Genomic DNA, 22,037 nt, shown 5'->3' with positions numbered 1-22,037 from the left:
TAATCCTGATTGATGTGTTTGAGAAATTTTACGGAGCATAAGCCGTGCTTTCCTCCATCGGCAACTCTGGTCGGCTGACGCTGTCTGGCCTGCGCCTTTTGAGGCAGAATCCAAGGCTGTCCCGACCCGGTACTCGCCTCGATGAGCTGCAACAGCCAAAAAATCCGCACGCTGCGTCAGCAGATCCCTACGTTTGAGTGCGTGCCGGGCTGTCACGACTGCTGCGGCCCGGTGACCACCTCGCCCGAGGAAATGTCCCGGCTACCGCGCAAGACCCGCGCCGAACAGGACGCCGCCATGGAAGCGCTCGATTGCGTGCACCTGGGGCCGAACGGTTGCACGGTCTACGACGAGCGGCCGTTGATCTGCCGTCTGTTCGGCACCACGGCGACCTTGCCATGTCCCAATGGTCGACGGCCGGTGGAGCTGATCCACCCGCGTGTCGAGAAGCAGATTCATGAGTACATGGCGAGTACCCGGCAGGTGTTGGTCTAGGCCTCTCAATCCGGGATCGGCAGGTTCAGGCTCTCCTTCACTTCTTCCATCACGATATAGCTCTTGGACTCACGCACGTGGGGCAGCTTGAGCAGGATGTCGCCCAGCAGCTTGCGGTACGAGGCCATCTCGGAAATCCGCGCCTTCACCAGATAATCGAAGTCGCCCGACACCAGGTGGCATTCCAGGACGTGTGGCAATTTCAGCACTGCGCGTCGGAATTCTTCGAAGGTATCGCCGGACTTGTAGTCGAGGCTGATCTCGACAAACACCAGCAGGCTGCCCTTCAGGTGCTGCGGATTGAGCCGGGCGTTGTAGCCCATGATGATGCCTTCGCGCTCCAGGCGCCGGACCCGCTCGGTACATGGCGTGGTGGAGAGACCGACCTTTTCGCCCAGTTCGGTGAAGGAAATCCGCCCGTCCGCCTGGAGGATGCGCAGAATGTTGCGGTCGATCTTGTCCAGCTCGCGCTTGGTCTGGGTATTGGTACGCACAGGTGATGCGCCTCCATGAAAAGGGTTTTTGCCGAGAATTCTCGCCAAATATAGGGATTTATATAGTGAAAAGCACTGGCTGATCTTTTTTACACTGCGCCCATCTAAGCTTTGTACAACAAACGTCAGCGGTCATCCGCGATGAGGATTCAACATGCGCGTTCTGGTCTTGGGTAGCGGCGTCATCGGTACCGTCAGTGCTTACTATCTGGCCCGTGCCGGGTTTGAAGTGGTGGTGGTCGACCGTCAGCCGGCGCCGGCCATGGAAACCAGTTTCGCCAACGCCGGCCAGGTGTCGCCGGGTTACGCCTCGCCGTGGGCCGCGCCAGGTGTGCCGCTCAAGGCCATCAAGTGGCTGTTGCAGCGTCACGCGCCGTTGGCGATCAAGGCCACTGCCGACATCGATCAATACCTCTGGATGGCGCAGATGCTGCGCAATTGCACTGCCAGCCGCTACGCAATCAACAAGGAGCGCATGGTCCGCCTGTCCGAGTACAGCCGTGACTGCCTGGACGAGTTGCGCGCCGAGACCGGCATTGCCTACGAGGGCCGCAGCCTGGGCACTACTCAACTGTTCCGCACCCAGGCCCAGCTCGATGGCGCGGCCAAGGACATCGCCGTGTTGAAGGAGTCTGGCGTGCCGTTCGAAGTGCTCGACCGCGCAGGCATCGCCCGGGTCGAGCCGGCGTTGGCCAACGTCACCGACATCCTCGCCGGTGCGCTGCGCCTGCCCAATGACCAGACCGGCGACTGCCAGATGTTCACCACCCGCCTGGCGGAAATGGCCGTCCAGCTCGGCGTGCAATTTCGGTTCGACCAGAATATCGAGCGCCTGGATTTCGCCGGTGACCGCATCAACGGCGTCTGGATCGACGGCAAGCTGGAAACAGCCGACCGCTACGTCCTGGCCTTGGGCAGCTACTCGCCACAGTTGCTCAAGCCCCTCGGTATCCGCGCGCCGGTGTATCCGCTCAAGGGCTATTCCCTGACCGTGCCGATTACCGACCCGGCGATGGCGCCGACCTCGACCATTCTCGATGAGACCTACAAGGTCGCGATCACCCGGTTCGACAACCGTATTCGCGTCGGCGGCATGGCCGAAATCGCTGGATTCGACCTTTCGCTGAACCCGCGTCGGCGCGAAACCCTGGAGATGATCGTCAACGACCTTTATCCTCGGGGCGGCGACCTGGCCCAGGCCAGTTTCTGGACAGGCCTGCGCCCAACTACACCGGACGGCACGCCTATTGTGGGCGCTACCCCGTTCAAGAATCTGTTCCTGAACACTGGCCACGGCACCCTCGGTTGGACCATGGCCTGTGGTTCCGGTCGCCTGCTGGCGGACCTGATGGCGAAGAAAAAGCCACAGATCAGCGCCGAAGGCCTCGACATTTCCCGTTATGGCAGCAAACCCCAGGAGTCCGCAAAACATGGCAATCCAGCGCCAGCTCACCAATGACTGCTTGAGTGTTTCGGCCGCGCTGCCCTGACAGCTGTCAAAACTCTCCCTCTCCCGGCGCTGTTGATGGTTGATGCTGTCAGCCTGCGCCGGTTTTTTATCCATGACTGCCTAGAAGCGTGCCGCCATGCGTCCTGCCCGTGCCCTGATCGACCTCCAAGCCTTGCGTCATAACTATCAATTGGCCCGCGAAGTCACGGGGGCCAAAGCCCTTGCGGTGATCAAGGCCGACGCCTATGGGCACGGGGCGGTGCGCTGCGCCGAAGCCTTGCAGGAAACGGCCGACGGGTTTGCCGTGGCCTGTATCGAAGAGGCCCTGGAGCTGCGAGCGGGCGGTATTGGTGGACCGATCCTGCTGCTGGAAGGATTTTTCGAGGCCGATGAGCTTGCCTTGATCGTCGAACATGATTTCTGGTGCGTGGTGCATGCGTTGTGGCAACTCGAAGCGATCGAGCGCGCGACGCTGGGCAAGCCGATCACGGTCTGGCTCAAGCTCGATTCGGGTATGCATCGGGTCGGATTGCATCAGGACGAGTTCCAGCCGGCGTATCGTCGCCTCCTGGCCAGTGGAAACGTGGCGAAGATCGTATTAATGAGTCACTTCGCCCGTGCCGATGAACTGCATGACCCCAGCAGCCTGCAACAATTAGCAGTATTCGAGCAGGCCCGCCAGGGCCTGATGGCAGAGGTCAGCCTGCGCAATTCTCCGGCGGTGCTGGGTTGGCCGCAGATCCCCAGCGACTGGGTGCGGCCCGGCATCATGCTGTACGGCGCAACGCCTTTCGAGGAGGCCAATGCCGTTGCTTCGCGCCTGCAGCCGGTTATGACGCTGGAGTCTAGAATCATCAGCGTGCGCGAGCTTCCCGTCGGCGAGCCCGTGGGTTATGGCGCACGCTTTGTCACGGCGCAACCGACACGCGTGGGCGTGGTCGCCATGGGCTACGCCGACGGCTACCCGCGCCAGGCGCCCAACGGCACGCCGGTGCTGGTGGACGGGCAGCGTAGCCAACTGGTCGGGCGGGTATCGATGGACATGCTGTGCGTGGACTTGACCCATATCCCCCAGGCCGGGCTCGGCTCCACGGTCGAGCTATGGGGCAAAAATGTCCTCGCCAGCGACGTGGCGATGGCTGCCGGCACGATTCCCTACCAGATATTCTGCAACCTGCGGCGGGTGCCAAGGCTCTATTCCAAGGGGTGAGGCTGAGCGCTATCTACCGAAAGTCGCTTCACCGCACAGGATTCGGGCCAAAGTGTTGTAAATACTGAACGCTGTCGCCATGATAACGCTCACTTTACACACAACCTGATTCCCTGGAGGCTCCAGCATTGGACGTCGGTGAACGACTGCAATCCATTCGTAAACTCAAAGGCCTTTCCCAGCGTGAACTCGCCAAGCGCGCGGGCGTCACCAACAGCACCATTTCGATGATCGAGAAAAACAGCGTGAGCCCCTCGATCAGCTCGCTGCGCAAGGTCCTTGGCGGGATTCCCATGTCCATGGTCGAGTTTTTCTCCGAAGAAATCCTCCAGGAGAAACCGACCCAGATCGTCTACAAAGCCAACGAACTGATCGACATCTCCGATGGCGCCGTGACCATGAAACTGGTGGGCCGGGCGCATCCGAGCCGGGCGATTGCGTTTTTGAACGAAATCTATCCGCCTGGCGCCGACACGGGCGACGAGATGCTCACCCACGAAGGCGAAGAAACCGGGATCCTGGTGGAAGGGCGGTTGGAATTGGTGGTGGGCGCCGAAACCTTCGTGCTCGAAGCCGGTGACAGCTACTATTTCGAAAGCACCAAGCCCCACCGCTTCCGTAACCCGTTCGACGTGCCGGCGCGACTGATCAGCGCAGCCACACCGGCCAATTTCTAGACCAAGAGGCGCCGAGCCCGCAGGGGCAAAGGCGCCCGAAGGTTGGCCTGTCATGACAAACAAGACCCTTGCGACTTTGGGGTTGTTTCGGAGTGACAGGCTTACCGCTATACTTGCGCCCGCCTGCAAACCGTGGCCGCAGGCGTGACTAGCCACCATTGAGGGTGTACGCGTGAACCTAATTATGAAAATGCTGGCTGCACCAGCAACCGTATTGGCCCTATGGGCTGCGAGCGCTCAAGCGGCGCCCAACGATGACATCGCCAAGCGCCTTGAACCCGTCGGCCAGGTTTGCGTCCAGGGCAAGGAATGCAAGGGGATGGAAGTGGCTACAGCGGCGGGCGGTGCCGGCGGTGCCAAGGCGCCAAAAGACGTCATTGCCAAACATTGCAACGCTTGCCACGGTACTGGTCTGCTGGGCGCGCCGAAAATCGGTGACAAGGCAGCCTGGAAAGAACGCGCCGACCACCAGGGCGGTCTCGATGGCATCCTGGCCAAGGCCATCACGGGCGTCAACGCCATGCCGCCTAAAGGCACCTGCGCCGATTGCACCGATGATGAACTCAAAGGCGCCATCAAAGAGATGTCCGGTCTGTAACAGGCATTCATCTTCCGCAAAAAAGCCGCTTACGAGCGGCTTTTTTGTGCCTGGGATTTTTTTCCGGACTGGTCATCGCAACCAAGACCCGGCAAGCTCGGTCCAACCCACATTCATGGAATGTCCCGGAGGGTCGGATGGTGCAGTTGTGTTCAATCGAACAGGCGGTGGATGACGTACTCGAGCGTCTGCCCGCGCATATCCACCTCGGCATGCCCCTTGGGCTGGGCAAACCCAATCTGTTCGCCAACGCGCTGTACCGGCGCATCGCGCAACTGCCCGAGCGACAGCTGACCATTTACACCGCCTTGAGCCTGGGGCGGCCGACCTTGGGCGATGGGTTGCAGAAGCGCTTCCTCGAACCCTTCGTCGAACGGGTCTTTGGCGATTATCCCGAACTCGATTACCTGGCCGACCTGCAGCGCGATAGCCTGCCGGCCAATATCCGCGTCCAACAATTCTTCATGCAGCCCGGCAGCCTTTTACACAGCGCGTCGGCCCAGCAGGACTATGTCAGCAGTAACTACAGCCACGCGGCCCGGGACATCAACGGGGCAGGCTTGAACCTGATCGCCCAACTGGTGGCGAGCGACCCGGAGCACCCGGATCGCCTTAGCCTGAGTTGCAATCCGGACATTACCCTGGATCTGTTGCCGATGATCGCCAAGCGGCGCGAGGCGGGGGAGACCATTCTCCTGGTGGGCCAAGTCCACAGCGACTTGCCGTACATGCCCGGTGACGCGGAAATCGGCATCGATGGCTTCGACTTGTTGATCGACGAGAAGGACAGCCACACGTTGTTTTCCACGCCCAACATGCCGGTGGGGTTCCAGGATCACTTGATCGGCCTGCATGCCAGCACCCTGGTGCGCGATGGCGGTACGTTGCAAATCGGCATCGGCTCCATGGGCGACGCACTGACAGCGGCACTGCTGGCGCGCCAAGCCGATAACGCCGGTTACCAGGCTCTGTTGGCGGAACTGAACCTCAGCCAGTGGGCGCAATTGATCGAGCGCGAAGGCGGGGTCGAGCCTTTCGCCAAGGGGTTGTACGGTTGCAGTGAGATGTTCGTCAACGGTTTGCTGGTGCTGGCGGAAGCCGGAATTATCCGGCGCAAGGTCTACCCCGACGAGCCGACCCAGGAGCGGGCCATTGCCGGAACCCTCGACGAGGCGGCGCAACCCGATGGCATCTGCATTCATGGCGGGTTCTTCCTCGGCCCGCGCAGTTTCTACGAGCGCTTGCGCGAGTTGCCGCAGAGCCGTCTGCTTGAATTCAACATGACGCGTATCAGCTACATCAACGAGCTGTACGGTCAGGAGCAGCTCAAGCGCTTGCAGCGCCTCGATGCTCGGTTCATCAACACGGTCTTCACCATGACTTTGATGGGCGCGGGAGTGGCTGACCAATTGGAAAACGGGCGGGTGCTCAGCGGCGTCGGTGGGCAGTATAACTTCGTCGCCCAGGGCCACGCGCTTGAAGGGGCGCGTTCGATACTGCTGTTGCGTAGCTGGCGGGAATCGGGAGGGGTGGTCAGTTCGAACATTGTCTGGGAATACGGTCACTGCACGATTCCACGCCATTTGCGTGACATTGTGGTAACCGAGTACGGCATCGCCGACCTGCGGGGCAAGACCGACGCCTCGGTGATCGAGGCGTTGCTGAACATCAGCGATTCACGCTTCCAACCCGGATTGATCGAGCAAGCGCAAAATGCCGGCAAGCTGCCGAAGGACTTTCGCCTCGATCCACGCTTTGCCGACAACACCTCGGAGCGTTTGCAGGGGATCCAGGCGCGGCATCCCAACCTGTTTCCGGAGTACCCGTTGGGCTGTGATTTCGATGAGGTCGAGCGGGACTTATTGCGGGCGCTGAATTGGCTGAAAAGCAAATTCAAGCTCACCGAGATCCTGGATCTGGGCAAAGCCGCCCTGGATGCGCCGCAGCCCTGGGAATATGCCGGGCATCTGGAGCGAATGCAGCTGACGAGCCCGGAGGGGCTGAAGGAAGAGCTGTATCAGCGGCTGTTGCTGGCGGGGCTCAAGGCGACCGCGCCTTAGAAATCGGCCATCCCCTGTGGGAGCGAGCAGGCTCGCTCCCACAGGGGAATGGGTATTAGTCTAGGAAGGTCACAACCCCACCCGCCAACGACTTCACCCGGGCCAACGATTCGACGCGATAGCCCTGGGCATCCAGTTCGGCGCGGCCGCCCTGGAACGACTTCTCGATCACGATCCCCAGCCCGGCGACGGTGGCGCCGGCCTGCTTGATGATGGAAATCAGCGCCTGGGAGGCTTTGCCGTTGGCCAGGAAATCATCAATGATCAGCACGCGGTCGCTGCTGGTCAGGTGGCGCGGGCTGATGGCGACGGTGCTTTCGGTCTTCTTGGTGAAGGAATACACGGTGGCCGACAGCAGGTTCTCCGTCAGGGTCAGGGACTGTTGCTTGCGGGCGAAGATCACCGGCACGCCAAGATTCAGCCCGGTCATGATCGCCGGGGCGATGCCCGAGGCTTCGATGGTGACGATCTTGGTGATGCCCGAATCCTTGAACAGTGCGGCAAATTCATCACCGATCAGCTTCATCAACTGCGGATCGATCTGGTGGTTGAGAAACGCATCGACCTTCAATACCTGGTCGGACAGCACGATGCCTAGCTCTCGGATTTTCTGGTGCAGGGCTTCCATGAAGCCTCCTCTGGGACGCGTTCAGCGCCTGAAATAGTGGAAAATTCTAGCGCTTCAACATCGCGCGTATATCCGCCAAGGCACTGTTGCCGCGAACGGCTTTGACCTCTGTCGGCGTATCGTCGTTGCCTTCCCAGGCCAGGTCGTCCGGCGGCAACTCATCGAGGAAGCGGCTCGGGGCGCAGTCGATCACTTCGCCGTATTGCTTGCGCTTGGCGGCGAAGGTGAAGGCCAGCGTCTGGCGTGCCCGGGTAATCCCGACGTAGGCCAGGCGCCGTTCTTCTTCGATGGTGTCGGCCTCGATGCTGGAACGGTGCGGCAGGATTTCTTCTTCCATGCCCATGATGAACACGTAGGGAAACTCCAGGCCTTTGGAGGCGTGCAGCGTCATCATCTGCACACCTTCGGCGCCTTCTTCCTCTTCCTGCTGGCGTTCGAGCATGTCCCGCAGCACGAGCTTGCCGATGGCGTCCTCGACGGTCATGTCGCCGTCTTCGTCTTTTTCCAAGGTGTTCTTCAACGCCTCGATCAAGAACCAGACGTTGCTCATACGGTAATCGGCGGCCTTGTCGCTGGAGCTGTTGGTGCGCAGCCAGTTTTCGTAGTCGATGTCCATGACCATGCTGCGCAGCGCAGAGATCGGATCTTCCCCGGCGCACTGCTCGCGGACCTTGTCCATGAAACGCTTGAAGCGCGCCAGGCGATCGGTGAAGCGGCTGTCCAGATGCTCGCCAAGGCCGATTTCGTCGGTGGCGGCGTACATCGAGATCTTGCGCTCGGTGGCGTAGTTGCCGAGTTTTTCCAGGGTGGTCGAACCGATTTCCCGGCGCGGCACGTTGATCACCCGCAAGAAGGCGTTGTCGTCGTCCGGGTTCACGATCAGGCGGAAGTAGGCCATCAGGTCCTTCACTTCCTGGCGGCCGAAAAAGCTGTTCCCCCCCGACAGACGATACGGGACCTGGTGATGCTGCAGTTTCAGCTCGATCAGCTTGGCCTGGTAGTTGCCGCGGTACAGGATCGCAAAATCGCTGTACGGCCGGTCGGTGCGCAAGTGCAGGCTGAGGATTTCCATGGCCACGCGCTCGGCTTCGGCGTCTTCGTTGCGGCAACGGATCACGCGGATCTCGTCGCCGTGGCCCATCTCGCTCCACAGTTGTTTTTCGAACTCATGGGGGTTGTTGGAAATCAGCACGTTGGCGCAGCGCAGGATCCGGCTGGTGGAGCGGTAGTTCTGTTCCAGCATCACCACTTTGAGCGACGGGTAGTCTTCCTTGAGCAGCATCAGGTTTTCCGGCCGCGCGCCGCGCCAGGCGTAAATCGACTGGTCATCGTCGCCCACCACGGTGAACTGGTTGCGTTTGCCGATCAGCAGTTTCACCAGCAGATACTGGCTGGCGTTGGTGTCCTGGTATTCGTCCACGAGCAGGTAGCGGACCTTGTTCTGCCATTTCTCGAGGATGTCGGCGTGGTCCTGGAACAGTTTGACCGGCAACAGGATCAGGTCGTCGAAGTCCACCGCATTGAACGCCTTGAGCGTGCGCTGGTAATGGGCGTAGACGATAGCGGCGGTCTGTTCCTTGGGGTTGCGGGCGTTTTCCAGTGCTTCGGGCGGCAGGATCAGGTCGTTTTTCCAGGCGCCGATCATGTTCTTGATCTCATCCACGCCGTCGTCGCCGGAATATTCCTTCTGCATGATGTCGGTCATCAGGGCCTTGACGTCGGCCTCGTCGAAGATCGAGAAGCCCGGTTTGTAGCCCAGCCGCGCATGTTCCTTGCGGATGATGTTCAAGCCCAGGTTGTGGAAGGTGCAGACCGTCAGGCCGCGACCTTCGCCGGCGCGCAGCAGGCCGCCGACCCGCTCTTTCATTTCCCGGGCGGCCTTGTTGGTGAAGGTCATGGCGACGATGTACTGGGCGCGGATGCCACAATTCTGGATCAGGTGCGCGATCTTGCGGGTGATCACGCTGGTCTTGCCGGAGCCTGCACCGGCGAGCACCAAAAGAGGGCCGCCGACATAGTTCACGGCTTCTTGCTGCCGGGGGTTGAGTCGGGACATGACAGGGTTCAGGGAGTCGTTTGCGAAATGGGCCGGCATTTTAACAGGCTCTGAGAATTGTGCTGCCCTGTCCGACTTGTGACGTTGCGCATCATTGCAATTGCCGCTTTCGTCACTTTCCCTCAGGATGCGGACGGAAATTGGTTCCAACGTTCGTTTTTTGAGATGAAAAAGCTTCAAAAAGCGGGTATCTGAGAACCATTGGCATTGGTGATTGCCCATCGGCGCGTCATAATGCCCCGCGCCTACCACCTTGCAGAGTCTAGGGAGTCAGCTTGTCCACGCCTGTCGAACCCTTGCGTTTGCTGTTGTTGGCCGAAACGCCTGAGTGGTCAGCGATATTGCGCGAGTGCCTGGCGCCCATGGGGCCCTCGGTCGTGTTGATCAGCGCCCCGAACTGGGACTCGGTCAGCAGCTTGTTCGAGGACAACCGCAACGCGGTGCTGCTCACCGTTGCCGCCCTGCAGCCGGCACCGGGTCGTTGTCGTTTGCCGACAGTTCTGTTGCTCGAGCATGAACCTTCGGTTTCCCCGGATGGCGTCAGCGACTGGCTGGTGCGCGACGCCCTCGATGAGGCGACCCTGCGTCGTTGCCTGCGTCACGTGCGCGAGCGGGGGATGCTCGAAAACACCCTGCAACGGCTCGCCGAGCAGGACCCGTTGACAGGCATCGCCAACCGCCAGGGTTTTCAGACCTTGCTGGCGGCTCGCCTGGCTGAAAACGAAGGCCGTGGCCTGGCCCTGGGTCACCTGGACCTCGACAATTTCCGCCACGCCAATGACGCCCTCGGCCACCAGGCCGGCGATCGGCTGATCCTGCAGGTTGTCTCGCGGCTCAAAGGCGCGCTTGAGGCCGGTGATCAGCTGGCACGGCTGGGGAGCGACGAGTTCGCCTTGTTGATAGACACCCGCCGGGCGCCCCAGCGAGCGGAGTGGATGGCCGAGCGCATCATCGAAGCCATGGCCGAACCCTACTGGGTCGACGGTGAAAGCCTGTTGATCGGTTGCAGCCTGGGCATTGCCCACGCCCGGGCGCAAGCCGGTGCGGACCCCTTGATGTGGCACGCCCATATCGCGATGCAGCAGGCCAAGAGCACCCAAGGCTGCACCTTTCATATTTTCAACGAGCGCATCAACCGCAACGCCCGCAGCCTCGCCGACCTGGAAAGCGAGCTGCGGCGGGCGTTGCGACGTGATGAGCTGGAATTGCATTACCAGCCTCGGCTGAACCTGGCAGATGGCACGATTGTCGGCCTCGAAGCCCTGGTGCGCTGGCGCCATGGCGAGCGCGGCTTGTTGCCACCGAGTGAGTTCGTGCCGCTGGCCGAGCAGAGCGGGCTCATCGTGCCGTTGGGTTACTGGGTGATTGCCCGGGCCCTTCGGGACATGCAGGACCTGCGTGAACGTGGGCAGGCGCCGTTGCACATGGCGATCAACCTGTCGTTCCGGCAGTTCCAGGACAGCCAGTTGCTGCCGACCCTGAGCCGGTTGATCGCCGAACGGGGTGTCGAGGCCCAATGGCTGGAGTTCGAGCTCACCGAAACCGCCGTGATGCGTCGCAGCGAACTGGTCAAACAGACCATGGATGCCCTGGGTCGCCTGGGGGTACGGTTCTCCCTGGATGATTTCGGCACCGGATTCTCCTCGTTCGTGCACCTCAACAGCCTGCCCATCGCCCTGCTCAAGATCGACAAGAGCTTCGTCGGCGGCATGGAGCAGCGCGAAGAGAACCGCAAGCTGGTCCACGCGATGATCAACCTGGCCCATAACCTCAACCTCGAGGTGGTGGCCGAAGGCGTCGAGACCCGCGAGCAACTGGAGTTGCTGCGCGGTTTCGGATGCGACCAGGTGCAGGGGTTCCTGATCAGCAAGCCGTTGCCGCTGGCGGAGTTGGTTGAATACCTGATGTCCGAGGGTGATCAGCAGTCGATGCTGGAAATCAGCTAACCCAAAACCCGGTGGGAGCGAGCTCCCACAAGGGGCTTTGTTTCATTTGGCCTGGATCGCTTCGAAACCTTGCTGTCCCGGCTCGCTGCGAATCATCCGCTTCATCTTCCACTCGAACGCCAACGTCAGGCTCACCGCCGCGCAGGCCAGGCCCAGGGCGAGGCCCCACCAGACACCGGTCGGGCCCCAATGCAAATGGAACGCCATCCACCACGCCGCCGGCGCGCCGATCAACCAATAGCAAGCCAGGCCCACCAGGAACGTGGTCTTGGCGTCTTTCAATCCGCGGATGCAACCCATCGCAATGGTTTGTGTGCCGTCGAACAGCTCGAACCACGCCGCCACGGCCAACAGGCTCACCGCCAGGTCGATGACCGCGCGGAACGCCGGGTCCTCATGGTCCAGGAACAGGCCGATCAATTGATTCGGCAGCAGCCAGAACACCATGGCGAACGCCAGCATGGCGGCCGCGCCAAAACCAATCCCGACCCTCCCGGCCAGGCGCGCCATGAGCAATTGCCCGGCACCGTAATGCTGGCCGATACGCATGGTGATGGCGTAGGACATGCCCGCCGGAACCATGAAGGCCACCGAGACGATTTGCAGCGCGATCTGGTGGGCCGCCAGCGGCGTGCTGCCCATGGTGCCCATGCACAGGGCGGCGAATGCGAACAGGCCGACTTCCACCGCGTAAGTACCACCAATCGGCAAGCCCAGTCGCCACAGTTCCTTGAGGTATTGGCGATTGGGTCGCGACAGGCCGGCAAGCAATGGATAAGCGCGGTAGGCCGAGTGCCGATGAATGTGCCAGGCCAGCGCCAGGGCCATGCAGTTGGCGACGATGGCCGTGACCAGGCCGATCCCCATCAGGCCGAGCTTCGGCAGGCCGAACATGCCGGTGATGAGCGCATAGTTGAGAAGGAAGTTGGCCACCGTGCCGCCGAGGCTGATCACCATCACCGGCGTGGCCCGCCCGATGGCGCTGGTAAAGCCACGCAGGGCCATGAAACTCAGGTAACCGGGCAGGGCGAACGGCAGTGCCAGCAAAAATTGCCCGGCAGAGAGCACGTTGGTTTCGGTCTGGCCGAACATCAACAGCACCGGCTTGAGATTCCACAACAGCAGGCCCGCCACCAGCGCCATCAACCAGGCCAGCCATAATCCGGCCTGGGTCAGCCGGGTGGCGCCTTCGATGTCGCCCGCGCCCTGGCGGATCGCTACCAGGGTGCCCACCGCCGCGATCACGCCGATGCAGAAAATCGATACGAATGAATAGCTCGCCGCCCCGAGCCCGCCGCCTGCCAGGGCTTCGGGGCTCAGGCGAGCCATCATCAGGGTGTCCGTCAGCACCATCAGCATGTGCGCCAACTGCGAAGCAATCAACGGTCCCGCCAGGCGCAGGATGGCCCAGAGTTCGGTACGCACAGGATGCCGCATGATCATCACACTCCATGTTCCAGCAAGGCAGTAAGACGAAGATTCTCGGCCCTCCCGCCGGATTGCACAAAAGGATAAAAAAGATCGCTGGCATGATTAAAACTCATGCTGAATGGGTTTCTGGTAGGGTTTGCAAACCACGCCATGGAGCTTTTGCGATGTCACGCCGTCTTCCTCCGCTTTATGCGCTACGGGCATTCGAAGCCGCGGCGCGCTACAGCTCGTTTACCCGCGCCGCCGAGGAGCTGTCGATCACCCAGAGCGCCGTCAGCCGGCACATCCGCACACTCGAAGATCACTTTGCCTGTCGACTGTTCCAGCGCAGCGGGCGTAACCTGCAACTGACCGAGTCGGCGCGCCTGCTGCTGCCGGGCGTGCGGGAGGGCTTCATGGCGCTGGAGCGGGCTTGCCACACATTGCACGGAGAAGACGGCATCCTGCGGATGAAGGCGCCATCGACCCTGACCATGCGCTGGCTGCTGGCGCGCCTGAGCCGCTTTCGCCATCTGCAACCGGGCAACGAAGTGCAGCTGACAAGCGCCTGGATGGACATCGACTCGGTGGATTTCAATACCGAGCCCTTCGATTGCGCAGTCCTGCTGGGCAATGGGCATTTCCCTGCGGACTGGGAGGCCAGCCTGCTGTTTCCCGAGGAGTTGATACCGGTCGGCGCTCCGAACCTGCTCAATGACCAACCCTGGGATGTGGCGCGATTGGCCAAGGCCGAGCTATTGCATCCCACTCCGGATCGCCGCGACTGGCGCAATTGGCTGCAGCGCATGGGCTTGGCTGACAAAGTCTCGCTCAGGGGCGGTCAGGTGTTCGATACCCTGGAACTGGGCATGATCGCGGCCGCGCGCGGCTACGGCGTATCCATGGGCGATTTGTTGATGGTGGCCGAGGACGTTGCCCAGGGGCGCTTGAGCCTGCCATGGCCAACCGCTGTCGCCAGCGGCGAGCATTATTACCTGGTCTGGCCGAAAACCCGGCCCGGGGGTGAACGTTTGCGCCGGCTCAGCGACTTTCTCCAGAGCGAGGTGAAGGCCATGCAACTACCTGAGGTCAAGCGCCTGGGCTGAAACATTGCAGTCGCCGTGCTAGCCACTTGGTATTATTCCTTCCAAAGCCCTCAAGTATTCGGCGTTACGGCCGAAGGTGAACATAGAACCTTCGTTCAGAAAGGGCCAATACCTACCTCATCGAATCAGATGCCGAGCGTGCGATGTGATCAAGATGATCCAGTCTCTCGGCCAGGAGCCGTCATGTCTCAACCTCGTGCCCGGATCGCCTCACAGCTAGGCCTTGCCCTTGCCGTGATACTGGCGGTCGTGATCTCCGGCAGTACTGTCTTTGCCTTGCGTTCGCTTGACGCTGCAAACCTTTCTACCCGTGAAGAGCATCTCGCGAGCGAAGCGCGGCTGATGGCCGATCAGCTCAACACGTTCCACAGCACGTTGCGCGAAAGCACCCAACGGCTGGCGGGTCTGTTCGAAAAGCGTTTCAGCGCCGGCTTGAGCGTGCATCCGGACCAGCCGGTGACGGTGGCGGGCGTTCAGACGCCTGGCTTGAGCCTTGGCAGCGAAGTGTTGAACAACAATTTCAAGGAAGTGGATGATTTCAAGACGATGACCGCCGGCGTGGCCACGGTATTCGTGCGCAGCGGCGACGATTTTGTCCGCGTCAGTACATCCGTCAGCAAACAGGACGGTACGCGCGCCATCGGTACTGTGCTCGACCGCGCCGGACCGGCCTACGGCCCGGTGATCAGCGGCCAGAGCTACATTGGCCGGGCGTTGCTGTTCGGGCGCTTCTACATGTCGCAGTACACGCCTGTGCGTGATGGCAGCGGCAAGATCATTGCCGTGTTGTACGTAGGATTCGATTACACCGATGCGCAGAATGCGCAGTTCGAAAACCTCAAGCGCTTCCGAATCGGACAGACCGGCTCGCTGGCGTTATTGGACGAGCAGAACAAATGGTTGGTGCCGCCGGCCGGTGTGCAGGCACTGGACCGTGCTACCGCGGCCATCACAGCGTTGGTCAAGAAGCCTGGCAAGGGTGCTTTCTGGGACGACACCGCGGAAGAGTTCTATAGCGTTGCCGTGCCGTTCGAGGGCGGGCCCTGGTCGGTCGTGGCGAGCATGCCGAAAACCGAGATCAACGCAGTGACCTGGAACGTCGGTACGCAACTGGCGATCGGCAGTTTGCTGGCGATGTTGCTGGCGGTCGGTGCGGCGGTATGGCTGTTGCGCAGCAAACTGGCTCCCCTCGGTGACTTGGTGCGTCAGGCCGAAGCCTTGGGCGCCGGCGACCTGAGCGTGCGTCTGAATGTGTCGAGCCACGACGAGATCGGCCAACTGGCCCGTGCGTTCAACCAGATGAGCCAAGCCTTGTCGACCATGGTCGAGCACATTCGCAAAGCCTCCCAAGAGGTCAACAGCCGTGCCCAGGCTCTCTCCGGATTGTCCAGTGGCGCCTATGAAGGGATGGAGCAACAGTCCGGCGAGATCACCAGCATGGCCGGGGCGGTGGAAGAATTCAGCGCCACCTCCCTGAACATCGCCGACAACATGGGCAATACCGAGCGCCTGGCCCAGGACAATGCCCAACAGACTCGCATCGGCCGTACCTCGATGGACGAAGCGTCATCGTCCCTGGAACAGATCGCGGGCGCCTTGAACAGCACTGCAACGGTCATCAACACGCTGGGCCAGCGCTCCCAGGAGATCGGCGGCATTGTCGGTGTGATCACTTCGATCGCCGAGCAAACCAACCTGCTGGCGTTGAACGCCGCCATCGAAGCTGCACGGGCGGGCGAGCAGGGTCGTGGTTTTGCCGTGGTAGCTGACGAGGTTCGGAGCCTGGCCTCGCGCACTCGCCAGGCCACTGACGAAATTTCCGGCATGATCAACAGCATCCAGCAGGAAACCGGCAACGCCATCAGCACCATGGAGAAGGGCAACCTGCTCATGCAGGAAGGCTTGTCGCGTAACGCCAACGTGGCCTCGGCCCTGGCGCGTATCGATGAGCAAAGCCGCTCGGCCGGCCAGCAATTCGCCGCGATCACTACGGCTACGCAGGAGCAAAGCAGCACCGCGACCCTGCTCAGCAGCAACCTGCAGAGTATTGCCATGGCCAACAGCGAACAGCGCGAAGTGGTTTCGAACCTGGCGATCACCGCCAAAGAACTGGAAAAACTGGCGCAGGACCTTCGCAAAGAAGTCGATCGGTTCCGCTGAAACCGTCCCCTCACGAGCAAGCCAACCCAATCCCGTTGCGAGGGAGCTTGCTCCCGCGGGCCTGCACAGCAGGCCCGCACCTTTTCAGGCAGACCTTATCGTCGCGTCTTGCGACTGCTGCGCAGTCGAGCGGCAGCAAGCTCCCCCGCCACCGATTCTAGGCTGCATAGGCAAAAAATCACCGCGAGCAAGCTCGTTTCCCGCAAAAAATCTCCAATCTGTAGCCGTGTGCTTTTTCAGGTAGTTGCTGTTTTTTGGCTTGCTGAAACGTTTCTTCAAGTCTATAAAAACCGCACAACTCCAACAAAAGGCCGTCTCCATGAATTCCCTAAGACTCTTCGTTGCCCTCGGCGCCTTGGGCGTAGCTTCCCATGCGATGGCGTGGGATTACGTACTGCTCGACACCGATAAAGCCGCCCAACCCTGGCAAATCACCAGTCAACAACTGGGCGTGAAAACCGATAAGCCGTTTTCCGTGACGATGCGCACCCTCCACGGGGGGCGTCAGGAAGGCGTGAGCATTGTCGACATCGACAACGGCACTCTGAAGCTGTCAGTCGTCCCGACCCGCGGCATGAACGTGCTTCAAGCCTCGGTCGGCGATGTGCGCATGGGCTGGGATTCGCCGGTCAAAGAAGTGGTCAATCCAGCATTCATCGAACTCAACGGCCGAGGTGGCCTGGGCTGGCTCGAAGGCTTCAATGAGTTGGTGACCCGCTGCGGCTATGAGTGGGTCGGCCACCCCGGCATCGACAACGGTGAACTGCTGACCTTGCATGGGCGCGCCGCGAACATTCCGGCGAACAAAGTCACCTTGCACATCGATGAAAAGCCACCTTACGCCATCACCCTGCGAGGCGAGTTGAAGGAGCAGGCGTTCAAGAAGGTTGACTTCTCGGTCCAGACTGAATTGGTCACCGAGCCCGGCAGCGTGACCTTTTCCCTCAACGACACGCTGACCAACAATGGCGATTATCCAAAGGAATACCAGGCGCTCTATCACAGCAATTTCAGCACGCCATTCCTGGAGCAGGGGGCCCGCTTCGCCGCCCCGGTCAAACAGGTTTCGCCGTTCAACGACAAGGCCAAGGGCGACCTGAAGGATTGGACCACCTATCGAGCTCCCACCAAGGACTACGATGAAACCGTTTACAACGTCGTGCCTTACGCCGACGCCAAGGGCGATACGCTGACCGTCCTGCACAACAAGGCCGGTAGCCTCGGCGTTTCCGTGGGCTTCAATACCGGGACGCTTCCGGTGTTTTCCCTGTGGAAAAACACCGATACCCAAGGCCAGGGCTACGTGACCGGCTTGGAGCCAGGTACCAGTTTTTCCTATAACCGCCGCTACCAGCGTCCGCTGGGCCTGGTGCCCAGCATCGCACCGAAAGAGCGCAAGCAGTTCCAGATCCACTACAGTCTTCTGGCGGACAAGGGGGCCGTGGACAAAGCCCTCAAGCGCATCGATGACATCCAGGGCGATCGAAAGGCCGAGGTGCGAGACACACCGCTGGTGGACCTGAGCAAGCCGTGACCTGTTTCATGGCGTTGCGGGCCGGTATTGCAGGGCTTCGGCCAAGTGCTCGCGGCTGATCCGTTCCAACTGCTGAAGGTCGGCCAGCGTGCGGGCGACCTTCAGCAAGCGGTGGGCGGCTCGCAGCGACAGGGACAGTCGTTCGCAGGCGGTTTCCAGCCACGCCTCGTCGGTCGAGGACAGTTTGCAATGGCGGCGCAGCCCCGGTAGATCGAGGAATGCGTTGGCACAGCCTTGGCGGGTTTGCTGGCGTTCCCGGGCTTCGGCCACCCGCTCGGCCGCGGTGGCGGTGTCGTCCCCCGGTTCGCCTTTGGGATTGAGCGCCGTGGCTTCCCGCGCCACGGTCAGGTGCAGGTCGATGCGGTCGAGCAAGGGGCCGGACAGCTTGTTGCGATAGCGCTGCACCATGTCCGGTGTGCACGAGCAGCGGCCGCTGGGCTCGCCAAGGTATCCACAGGGGCAGGGGTTCATGGCCGCTACCAACTGGAAGCGGGCCGGGAAGCGCACGCGATCGCGGGCGCGCGAAACCACGATATGCCCCGACTCCAAGGGCTCCCTCAGGACTTCCAATACCTTGCGATCAAACTCTGGAAGCTCGTCCAGGAACAGCACGCCGTGGTGGGCGAGGGTGATTTCCCCCGGTTGCGGCTTGGAGCCTCCACCCACCAGGGCAGGGCCGGACGCCGAATGGTGTGGCTGGCGGAACGGCCGTTGCGGCCAATGGCTCAAGGGCACGCAACTGGCAACCGACTGTATAGCCGCGACCTCCAGGGCCTCGCTTTCGGCCAGCGGTGGCAGCAACCCCGGCAAACGACTCGCCAGCAGCGTCTTGCCCGTACCGGGTGGGCCACTGAACAACAGGTTGTGAGCTCCCGCTGCCGCGATCAGCAAGGCGCGCTTGGCTCCGGCTTGACCTTGTACTTCGCTGAGGTCGGGATAGGGCTTGCTGGCCGAGAGCAGCCCGTTGGACACAAAAGGCTCGACTGGGGCGTGGCCGTTGAAATGCGCCACTGCTTCGAGCAGATGGTCCACGGCGATCACCTTCAGCCCCGACGCCAGGCAAGCTTCCTCGGCGTTGGCCCGGGGTACCAACAGCATGCGTCCAGCCTTGCGTGCCGCCAGCGCCGCGGGGAGCACGCCGCGTACCGGTCTCACGGCGCCGGACAATGCCAGTTCGCCGAGGCACTCCACGTCGTCCAGCATCAAGGTCGGCACCTGCACGCTGGCCGACAGGATTCCCAAGGCAATCGCCAGGTCGAACCGGCCTCCGTCCTTGGGGAGATCCGCTGGCGCCAGGTTCAGGGTGATGCGCCGCGCCGGGAAATTGAGCCCCGAATTGATGATCGCGCTGCGCACCCGGTCCTTGCTCTCCTTCACCGCCGCCTCCGGCAGGCCGACCATCGTCAGTGACGGCAAGCCGTTGGCCAGATGAACCTCAACGGTAACGGCAGGGGCTTCGACCCCCACTTGGGCGCGGCTGTGGACGATGGCGAGCGACATGAAGCGTTCCTTGACTGATGGAGAGCCGCATCCTGCGGCTCTTGAAGACTAGTCCGGGGAAACTGAGAGGGCGGGGCAATTGAAGGGGCAAATTTTCGCAGGATGTTGCGCCAGTGGGGGCATGAATGAACAACCGCCATTCAGGCGGTTGTTTTTCAATTGCCGTTACAGGCGGCGAGCCCCTGCCGGCGCTTTGGATGATCTGGTGGGCCTGGGACAAATCACGCGCTTAACGCCGCATCCCTGGCAAGAGGTGCTCACTCGTCCTTGGGGTCGAGTCGCGCCTCCAGCTCGGCCACCTTGGCTTCCAGGCTCTCCAGCCGTGCCCGGGTCCGGGCCAGCACGACCATCTGGCTGTCGAATTCTTCCCGGCTGACCAGGTCCAGCTTGCTGAACCCGCTTTGCAGCAGGGCCTTGAACTGGCTTTCGATTTCATTCTTGGGGAGTGGCGTGTCGCCGCTCAACAGGCGAGAGGCGTGGCCGCTCAGGGCGTCGAGGAGGTCTTTGGGCGCGAGCATGTCAGGTGTCCTGGAAACAATGGCGGGCAGTGTATCACGCAGTGTCTATAGTCAATTCGCGGCTCGGGTTGCACGCTTTTCGCGCACGGCCCCGGGCATCACCGCACCGTTGTTGTGCGTATCGCTGCGGTTCGTGGTTCGGCGCAGGCCGGCGCAACGGGTAAAGGGTTGAAATCAGGGGGGTTGGGTACAGATGGCAAGCTTTCTGCTTAGTGGCTGGTGACCCATGCACTGATGCAGTCGCTGTGACGAATGCAGTGCAGCAGGCGGAGCGGGGAGTTTCGTCAGGAGTAGTCAGCTGGCACCGGTCGGGCAACTTGGGCCGACGACGCGTTACAAAGCCAGGCACTGCGCTTAGACTTGAGTCGGGTTTGTTTTCCTGGGGCAAGTCCACCAATTCGGGAGAGAGTTTCATGAAGCTAGTCACTGCCATCATCAAGCCGTTCAAGCTGGACGACGTACGCGAGTCGCTGTCCGAAATCGGCGTGCAGGGCATTACCGTTACTGAAGTCAAAGGCTTCGGTCGGCAGAAAGGCCATACCGAGCTGTATCGCGGCGCGGAATACGTGGTCGACTTCCTGCCCAAGGTGAAGATCGATGTCGCCATCGACGACAAGGATCTTGATCGGGTCATCGAGGCGATTACCAAGGCCGCCAACACCGGCAAGATTGGTGACGGAAAGATCTTCGTGGTCAATCTGGAACAGGCCATTCGCATCCGTACCGGCGAAACCGATACCGACGCTATCTAAGCCGTCAAACCCAACGCCCCAGGAGAAAACAATATGACTCTGCGTAAATTCGCAGGGCTAGGAGCCCTGTTGTCCTTCGTAATGCCTGGCCTGGCCATGGCGGAAGAAGCGGCAGCCCCAGTCCTCAACTCCGGCGACACTGCCTGGATGTTGACTGCCACGATTCTTGTCCTGTTCATGACCATCCCTGGCCTTGCGCTGTTCTACGGCGGCATGGTTCGGTCGAAAAACATTCTTTCGGTGATGATGCAGTGCTTCGCCATCACCGGTCTGATCAGCGTCCTGTGGGTCATCTACGGCTACAGCATCGCATTCGACACCACTGGCATGGAACAGGGCGTCGTCAACTTCAATTCCTTCATCGGCGGCCTGGGCAAGGCATTCCTGGCGGGCGTCACCCCGGCCAGCCTGACCGGTCCGGCTGCATTGTTTCCAGAAGCGGTGTTCATCACTTTCCAGATGACCTTCGCCATCATCACCCCAGCGCTGATCGTCGGTGCCTTTGCCGAGCGGATGAAATTCTCCGCCATGCTGATCTTCATGGGCGTGTGGTTCACCCTGGTGTATGCGCCGATTGCGCACATGGTCTGGTCCGGCAACGGCGGCCTGATGTGGGATTGGGGCGTGCTGGACTTCGCCGGCGGCACCGTGGTGCATATCAACGCCGGTATCGCCGGTCTCGTAGCCTGTCTGGTATTGGGCAAGCGCAAAGGTTTCCCGACCACCCCAATGGCACCGCATAACCTGGGTTATACCCTGATGGGCGCGGCCATGCTGTGGGTAGGCTGGTTCGGCTTCAACGCCGGCTCCGCCGTCGCGGCCAACGGCACTGCCGGCATGGCGATGCTGGTCACCCAGATCGCCACGGCTGCCGCGGCACTGGGCTGGATGTTTGCCGAGTGGATCACCCACGGCAAGCCAAGCGCGCTGGGCATTGCCTCGGGCGTGGTGGCCGGCCTGGTTGCAATCACCCCGGCTGCCGGCACCGTGGGCCCGATGGGCGCCTTGGTCATCGGCCTGGCGGCGGGCGTGGTGTGCTTCTTCTGCGCCACCACCCTCAAGCGCAAGCTCGGCTATGACGACTCCCTGGATGCCTTCGGCGTACATGGCATCGGCGGTATCCTCGGGGCGATCCTGACCGGTGTATTCGCTGCACCGGCACTGGGTGGCTTCGGCACTGTGACCGATATCGGCGCACAAGTGTGGATTCAATTCAAAGGCGTGGGTTTCACCGTGATCTATACCGCGGTCGTGACCTTCATCATTCTCAAGGTACTGGACGCCGTCATGGGCCTGCGTGTCTCCGAGGAAGAAGAAGCCGTGGGCCTGGACTTGGCCCAGCACAACGAGCGTGGTTACAACCTGTAAGCAACGCGCAAAAAAAATGCCCGGTTCGCCGGGCATTTTTTTGTCTGGAATTTGTCATTGCTCACAAGGTTCGCC

At 61.3% G+C, this 22,037-nt stretch carries 18 protein-coding genes; 12 read left to right on the top strand and 6 right to left on the bottom strand.

What is annotated here, in order from left to right; genetic code table 11:
- Nucleotides 1-141 precede the first annotated feature (141 nt).
- Nucleotides 142-495, top strand: a complete 354-nt coding sequence (locus J3Q04_RS24685; RefSeq protein ID WP_420767171.1) for a YkgJ family cysteine cluster protein — start codon at nt 142-144, stop codon at nt 493-495.
- A gap of 5 nt (nt 496-500) precedes the next feature.
- Here the strand turns inward: J3Q04_RS24685 and J3Q04_RS24680 are convergent, their stop codons facing one another.
- The gene (locus tag J3Q04_RS24680) at nt 501-989 is read right to left on the bottom strand and encodes an Lrp/AsnC ligand binding domain-containing protein (protein WP_003206849.1); all 489 of its coding nucleotides are present in this window, start codon (nt 987-989) and stop codon (nt 501-503) included.
- Between the two features lie 154 nt (nt 990-1,143).
- On the opposite strand from J3Q04_RS24680, the gene dadA reads away from it, so the two are divergent.
- The 5 genes from dadA (at nt 1,144) to J3Q04_RS24655 (ending at nt 6,984) form a co-directional block, all read left to right on the top strand.
- Complete coding sequence (dadA, locus tag J3Q04_RS24675; RefSeq protein ID WP_420767172.1) at nt 1,144-2,448, top strand: D-amino acid dehydrogenase; 1,305 nt, start codon at nt 1,144-1,146, stop codon at nt 2,446-2,448.
- Between the two features lie 127 nt (nt 2,449-2,575).
- Nucleotides 2,576-3,649 (top strand): alanine racemase, encoded by a 1,074-nt coding sequence (gene alr / locus J3Q04_RS24670; protein WP_434561645.1) that lies wholly within the window; start codon nt 2,576-2,578, stop codon nt 3,647-3,649.
- A 128-nt stretch (nt 3,650-3,777) separates the two neighbouring features.
- Complete coding sequence (locus J3Q04_RS24665; RefSeq protein ID WP_030138196.1) at nt 3,778-4,326, top strand: cupin domain-containing protein; 549 nt, start codon at nt 3,778-3,780, stop codon at nt 4,324-4,326.
- 184 nt (nt 4,327-4,510) lie between these two features.
- Entirely contained in the window at nt 4,511-4,924 is a 414-nt protein-coding gene (locus tag J3Q04_RS24660; protein WP_434611694.1) for a c-type cytochrome, read from the top strand.
- 137 nt (nt 4,925-5,061) lie between these two features.
- On the top strand, nt 5,062-6,984 hold the full coding sequence (locus J3Q04_RS24655) for an acetyl-CoA hydrolase/transferase C-terminal domain-containing protein (RefSeq protein WP_434608879.1): 1,923 nt from the start codon (nt 5,062-5,064) through the stop codon (nt 6,982-6,984).
- A 55-nt stretch (nt 6,985-7,039) separates the two neighbouring features.
- Here the strand turns inward: J3Q04_RS24655 and J3Q04_RS24650 are convergent, their stop codons facing one another.
- Nucleotides 7,040-7,612, bottom strand: a complete 573-nt coding sequence (locus J3Q04_RS24650; RefSeq protein ID WP_420765163.1) for a xanthine phosphoribosyltransferase — start codon at nt 7,610-7,612, stop codon at nt 7,040-7,042.
- Between the two features lie 46 nt (nt 7,613-7,658).
- Nucleotides 7,659-9,668: a DNA helicase Rep gene (gene rep, locus J3Q04_RS24645; RefSeq protein WP_420765162.1), complete on the bottom strand. Its 2,010-nt coding sequence runs from the start codon at nt 9,666-9,668 to the stop codon at nt 7,659-7,661.
- A gap of 275 nt (nt 9,669-9,943) precedes the next feature.
- Here rep and J3Q04_RS24640 point away from each other — a divergent pair, with 275 nt between their 5' ends.
- Complete coding sequence (locus J3Q04_RS24640; RefSeq protein WP_434561649.1) at nt 9,944-11,614, top strand: putative bifunctional diguanylate cyclase/phosphodiesterase; 1,671 nt, start codon at nt 9,944-9,946, stop codon at nt 11,612-11,614.
- Between the two features lie 42 nt (nt 11,615-11,656).
- On the opposite strand, the gene J3Q04_RS24635 is transcribed toward J3Q04_RS24640, so the two are convergent.
- Complete coding sequence (locus J3Q04_RS24635; protein ID WP_434608883.1) at nt 11,657-13,057, bottom strand: NorM family multidrug efflux MATE transporter; 1,401 nt, start codon at nt 13,055-13,057, stop codon at nt 11,657-11,659.
- A 152-nt stretch (nt 13,058-13,209) separates the two neighbouring features.
- Here J3Q04_RS24635 and J3Q04_RS24630 point away from each other — a divergent pair, with 152 nt between their 5' ends.
- The 3 genes from J3Q04_RS24630 to J3Q04_RS24620 all read left to right on the top strand — a co-directional run bounded on the left by J3Q04_RS24630 (nt 13,210) and on the right by J3Q04_RS24620 (nt 17,824).
- Complete coding sequence (locus J3Q04_RS24630) at nt 13,210-14,130, top strand: LysR substrate-binding domain-containing protein (protein ID WP_420765159.1); 921 nt, start codon at nt 13,210-13,212, stop codon at nt 14,128-14,130.
- 183 nt (nt 14,131-14,313) lie between these two features.
- Complete coding sequence (locus J3Q04_RS24625) at nt 14,314-16,290, top strand: methyl-accepting chemotaxis protein (protein ID WP_434608886.1); 1,977 nt, start codon at nt 14,314-14,316, stop codon at nt 16,288-16,290.
- Nucleotides 16,291-16,609: 319 nt separating this feature from the next.
- The gene (locus J3Q04_RS24620) at nt 16,610-17,824 is read left to right on the top strand and encodes an aldose 1-epimerase family protein (protein ID WP_434608888.1); all 1,215 of its coding nucleotides are present in this window, start codon (nt 16,610-16,612) and stop codon (nt 17,822-17,824) included.
- A gap of 6 nt (nt 17,825-17,830) precedes the next feature.
- Here J3Q04_RS24620 and J3Q04_RS24615 read toward each other — a convergent pair whose 3' ends face one another.
- Both J3Q04_RS24615 and J3Q04_RS24610 read right to left on the bottom strand, forming a co-directional pair.
- Nucleotides 17,831-19,324: a YifB family Mg chelatase-like AAA ATPase gene (locus J3Q04_RS24615; RefSeq protein ID WP_434561657.1), complete on the bottom strand. Its 1,494-nt coding sequence runs from the start codon at nt 19,322-19,324 to the stop codon at nt 17,831-17,833.
- A gap of 257 nt (nt 19,325-19,581) precedes the next feature.
- Nucleotides 19,582-19,842 carry an accessory factor UbiK family protein gene (locus J3Q04_RS24610; protein ID WP_420765155.1) on the bottom strand — a complete coding sequence of 87 codons (261 nt, stop codon included), beginning with the start codon at nt 19,840-19,842 and terminating at the stop codon, nt 19,582-19,584.
- A gap of 413 nt (nt 19,843-20,255) precedes the next feature.
- Here J3Q04_RS24610 and glnK point away from each other — a divergent pair, with 413 nt between their 5' ends.
- Both glnK and J3Q04_RS24600 read left to right on the top strand, forming a co-directional pair.
- Nucleotides 20,256-20,594, top strand: a complete 339-nt coding sequence (gene glnK, locus J3Q04_RS24605; RefSeq protein WP_002555808.1) for a P-II family nitrogen regulator — start codon at nt 20,256-20,258, stop codon at nt 20,592-20,594.
- 33 nt (nt 20,595-20,627) lie between these two features.
- Nucleotides 20,628-21,962 (top strand): ammonium transporter, encoded by a 1,335-nt coding sequence (locus tag J3Q04_RS24600; RefSeq protein ID WP_420765154.1) that lies wholly within the window; start codon nt 20,628-20,630, stop codon nt 21,960-21,962.
- Nucleotides 21,963-22,037: the final 75 nt, after the last annotated feature.

It is taken from the genome of Pseudomonas sp. D4-21 (genome assembly GCF_051132125.1).
In the GTDB taxonomy this organism is placed as follows: Bacteria; Pseudomonadota; Gammaproteobacteria; order Pseudomonadales; family Pseudomonadaceae; genus Aquipseudomonas.
The sequence above is the reverse complement of the archived record's forward strand: the minus strand, read 5'-3'. Positions and strand labels throughout refer to the sequence as shown.

What these genes read in the sequence shown, in the direction of transcription:
- J3Q04_RS24685 (WP_420767171.1), top strand. Translation starts at nt 142, where the DNA reads ATGAGCTGCAACAGCCAAAAAATCCGCACGCTGCGTCAGCAGATCCCT.
- dadA (WP_420767172.1), top strand. Translation starts at nt 1,144, where the DNA reads ATGCGCGTTCTGGTCTTGGGTAGCGGCGTCATCGGTACCGTCAGTGCT.
- alr (WP_434561645.1), top strand. Translation starts at nt 2,576, where the DNA reads ATGCGTCCTGCCCGTGCCCTGATCGACCTCCAAGCCTTGCGTCATAAC.
- J3Q04_RS24660 (WP_434611694.1), top strand. Translation starts at nt 4,511, where the DNA reads ATGAAAATGCTGGCTGCACCAGCAACCGTATTGGCCCTATGGGCTGCG.
- J3Q04_RS24655 (WP_434608879.1), top strand. Translation starts at nt 5,062, where the DNA reads ATGGTGCAGTTGTGTTCAATCGAACAGGCGGTGGATGACGTACTCGAG.
- J3Q04_RS24650 (WP_420765163.1), bottom strand. Translation starts at nt 7,612, where the DNA reads ATGGAAGCCCTGCACCAGAAAATCCGAGAGCTAGGCATCGTGCTGTCC.
- rep (WP_420765162.1), bottom strand. Translation starts at nt 9,668, where the DNA reads ATGTCCCGACTCAACCCCCGGCAGCAAGAAGCCGTGAACTATGTCGGC.
- J3Q04_RS24635 (WP_434608883.1), bottom strand. Translation starts at nt 13,057, where the DNA reads ATGATCATGCGGCATCCTGTGCGTACCGAACTCTGGGCCATCCTGCGC.
- J3Q04_RS24630 (WP_420765159.1), top strand. Translation starts at nt 13,210, where the DNA reads ATGTCACGCCGTCTTCCTCCGCTTTATGCGCTACGGGCATTCGAAGCC.
- J3Q04_RS24625 (WP_434608886.1), top strand. Translation starts at nt 14,314, where the DNA reads ATGTCTCAACCTCGTGCCCGGATCGCCTCACAGCTAGGCCTTGCCCTT.
- J3Q04_RS24620 (WP_434608888.1), top strand. Translation starts at nt 16,610, where the DNA reads ATGAATTCCCTAAGACTCTTCGTTGCCCTCGGCGCCTTGGGCGTAGCT.
- J3Q04_RS24615 (WP_434561657.1), bottom strand. Translation starts at nt 19,324, where the DNA reads ATGTCGCTCGCCATCGTCCACAGCCGCGCCCAAGTGGGGGTCGAAGCC.
- J3Q04_RS24610 (WP_420765155.1), bottom strand. Translation starts at nt 19,842, where the DNA reads ATGCTCGCGCCCAAAGACCTCCTCGACGCCCTGAGCGGCCACGCCTCT.
- glnK (WP_002555808.1), top strand. Translation starts at nt 20,256, where the DNA reads ATGAAGCTAGTCACTGCCATCATCAAGCCGTTCAAGCTGGACGACGTA.
- J3Q04_RS24600 (WP_420765154.1), top strand. Translation starts at nt 20,628, where the DNA reads ATGACTCTGCGTAAATTCGCAGGGCTAGGAGCCCTGTTGTCCTTCGTA.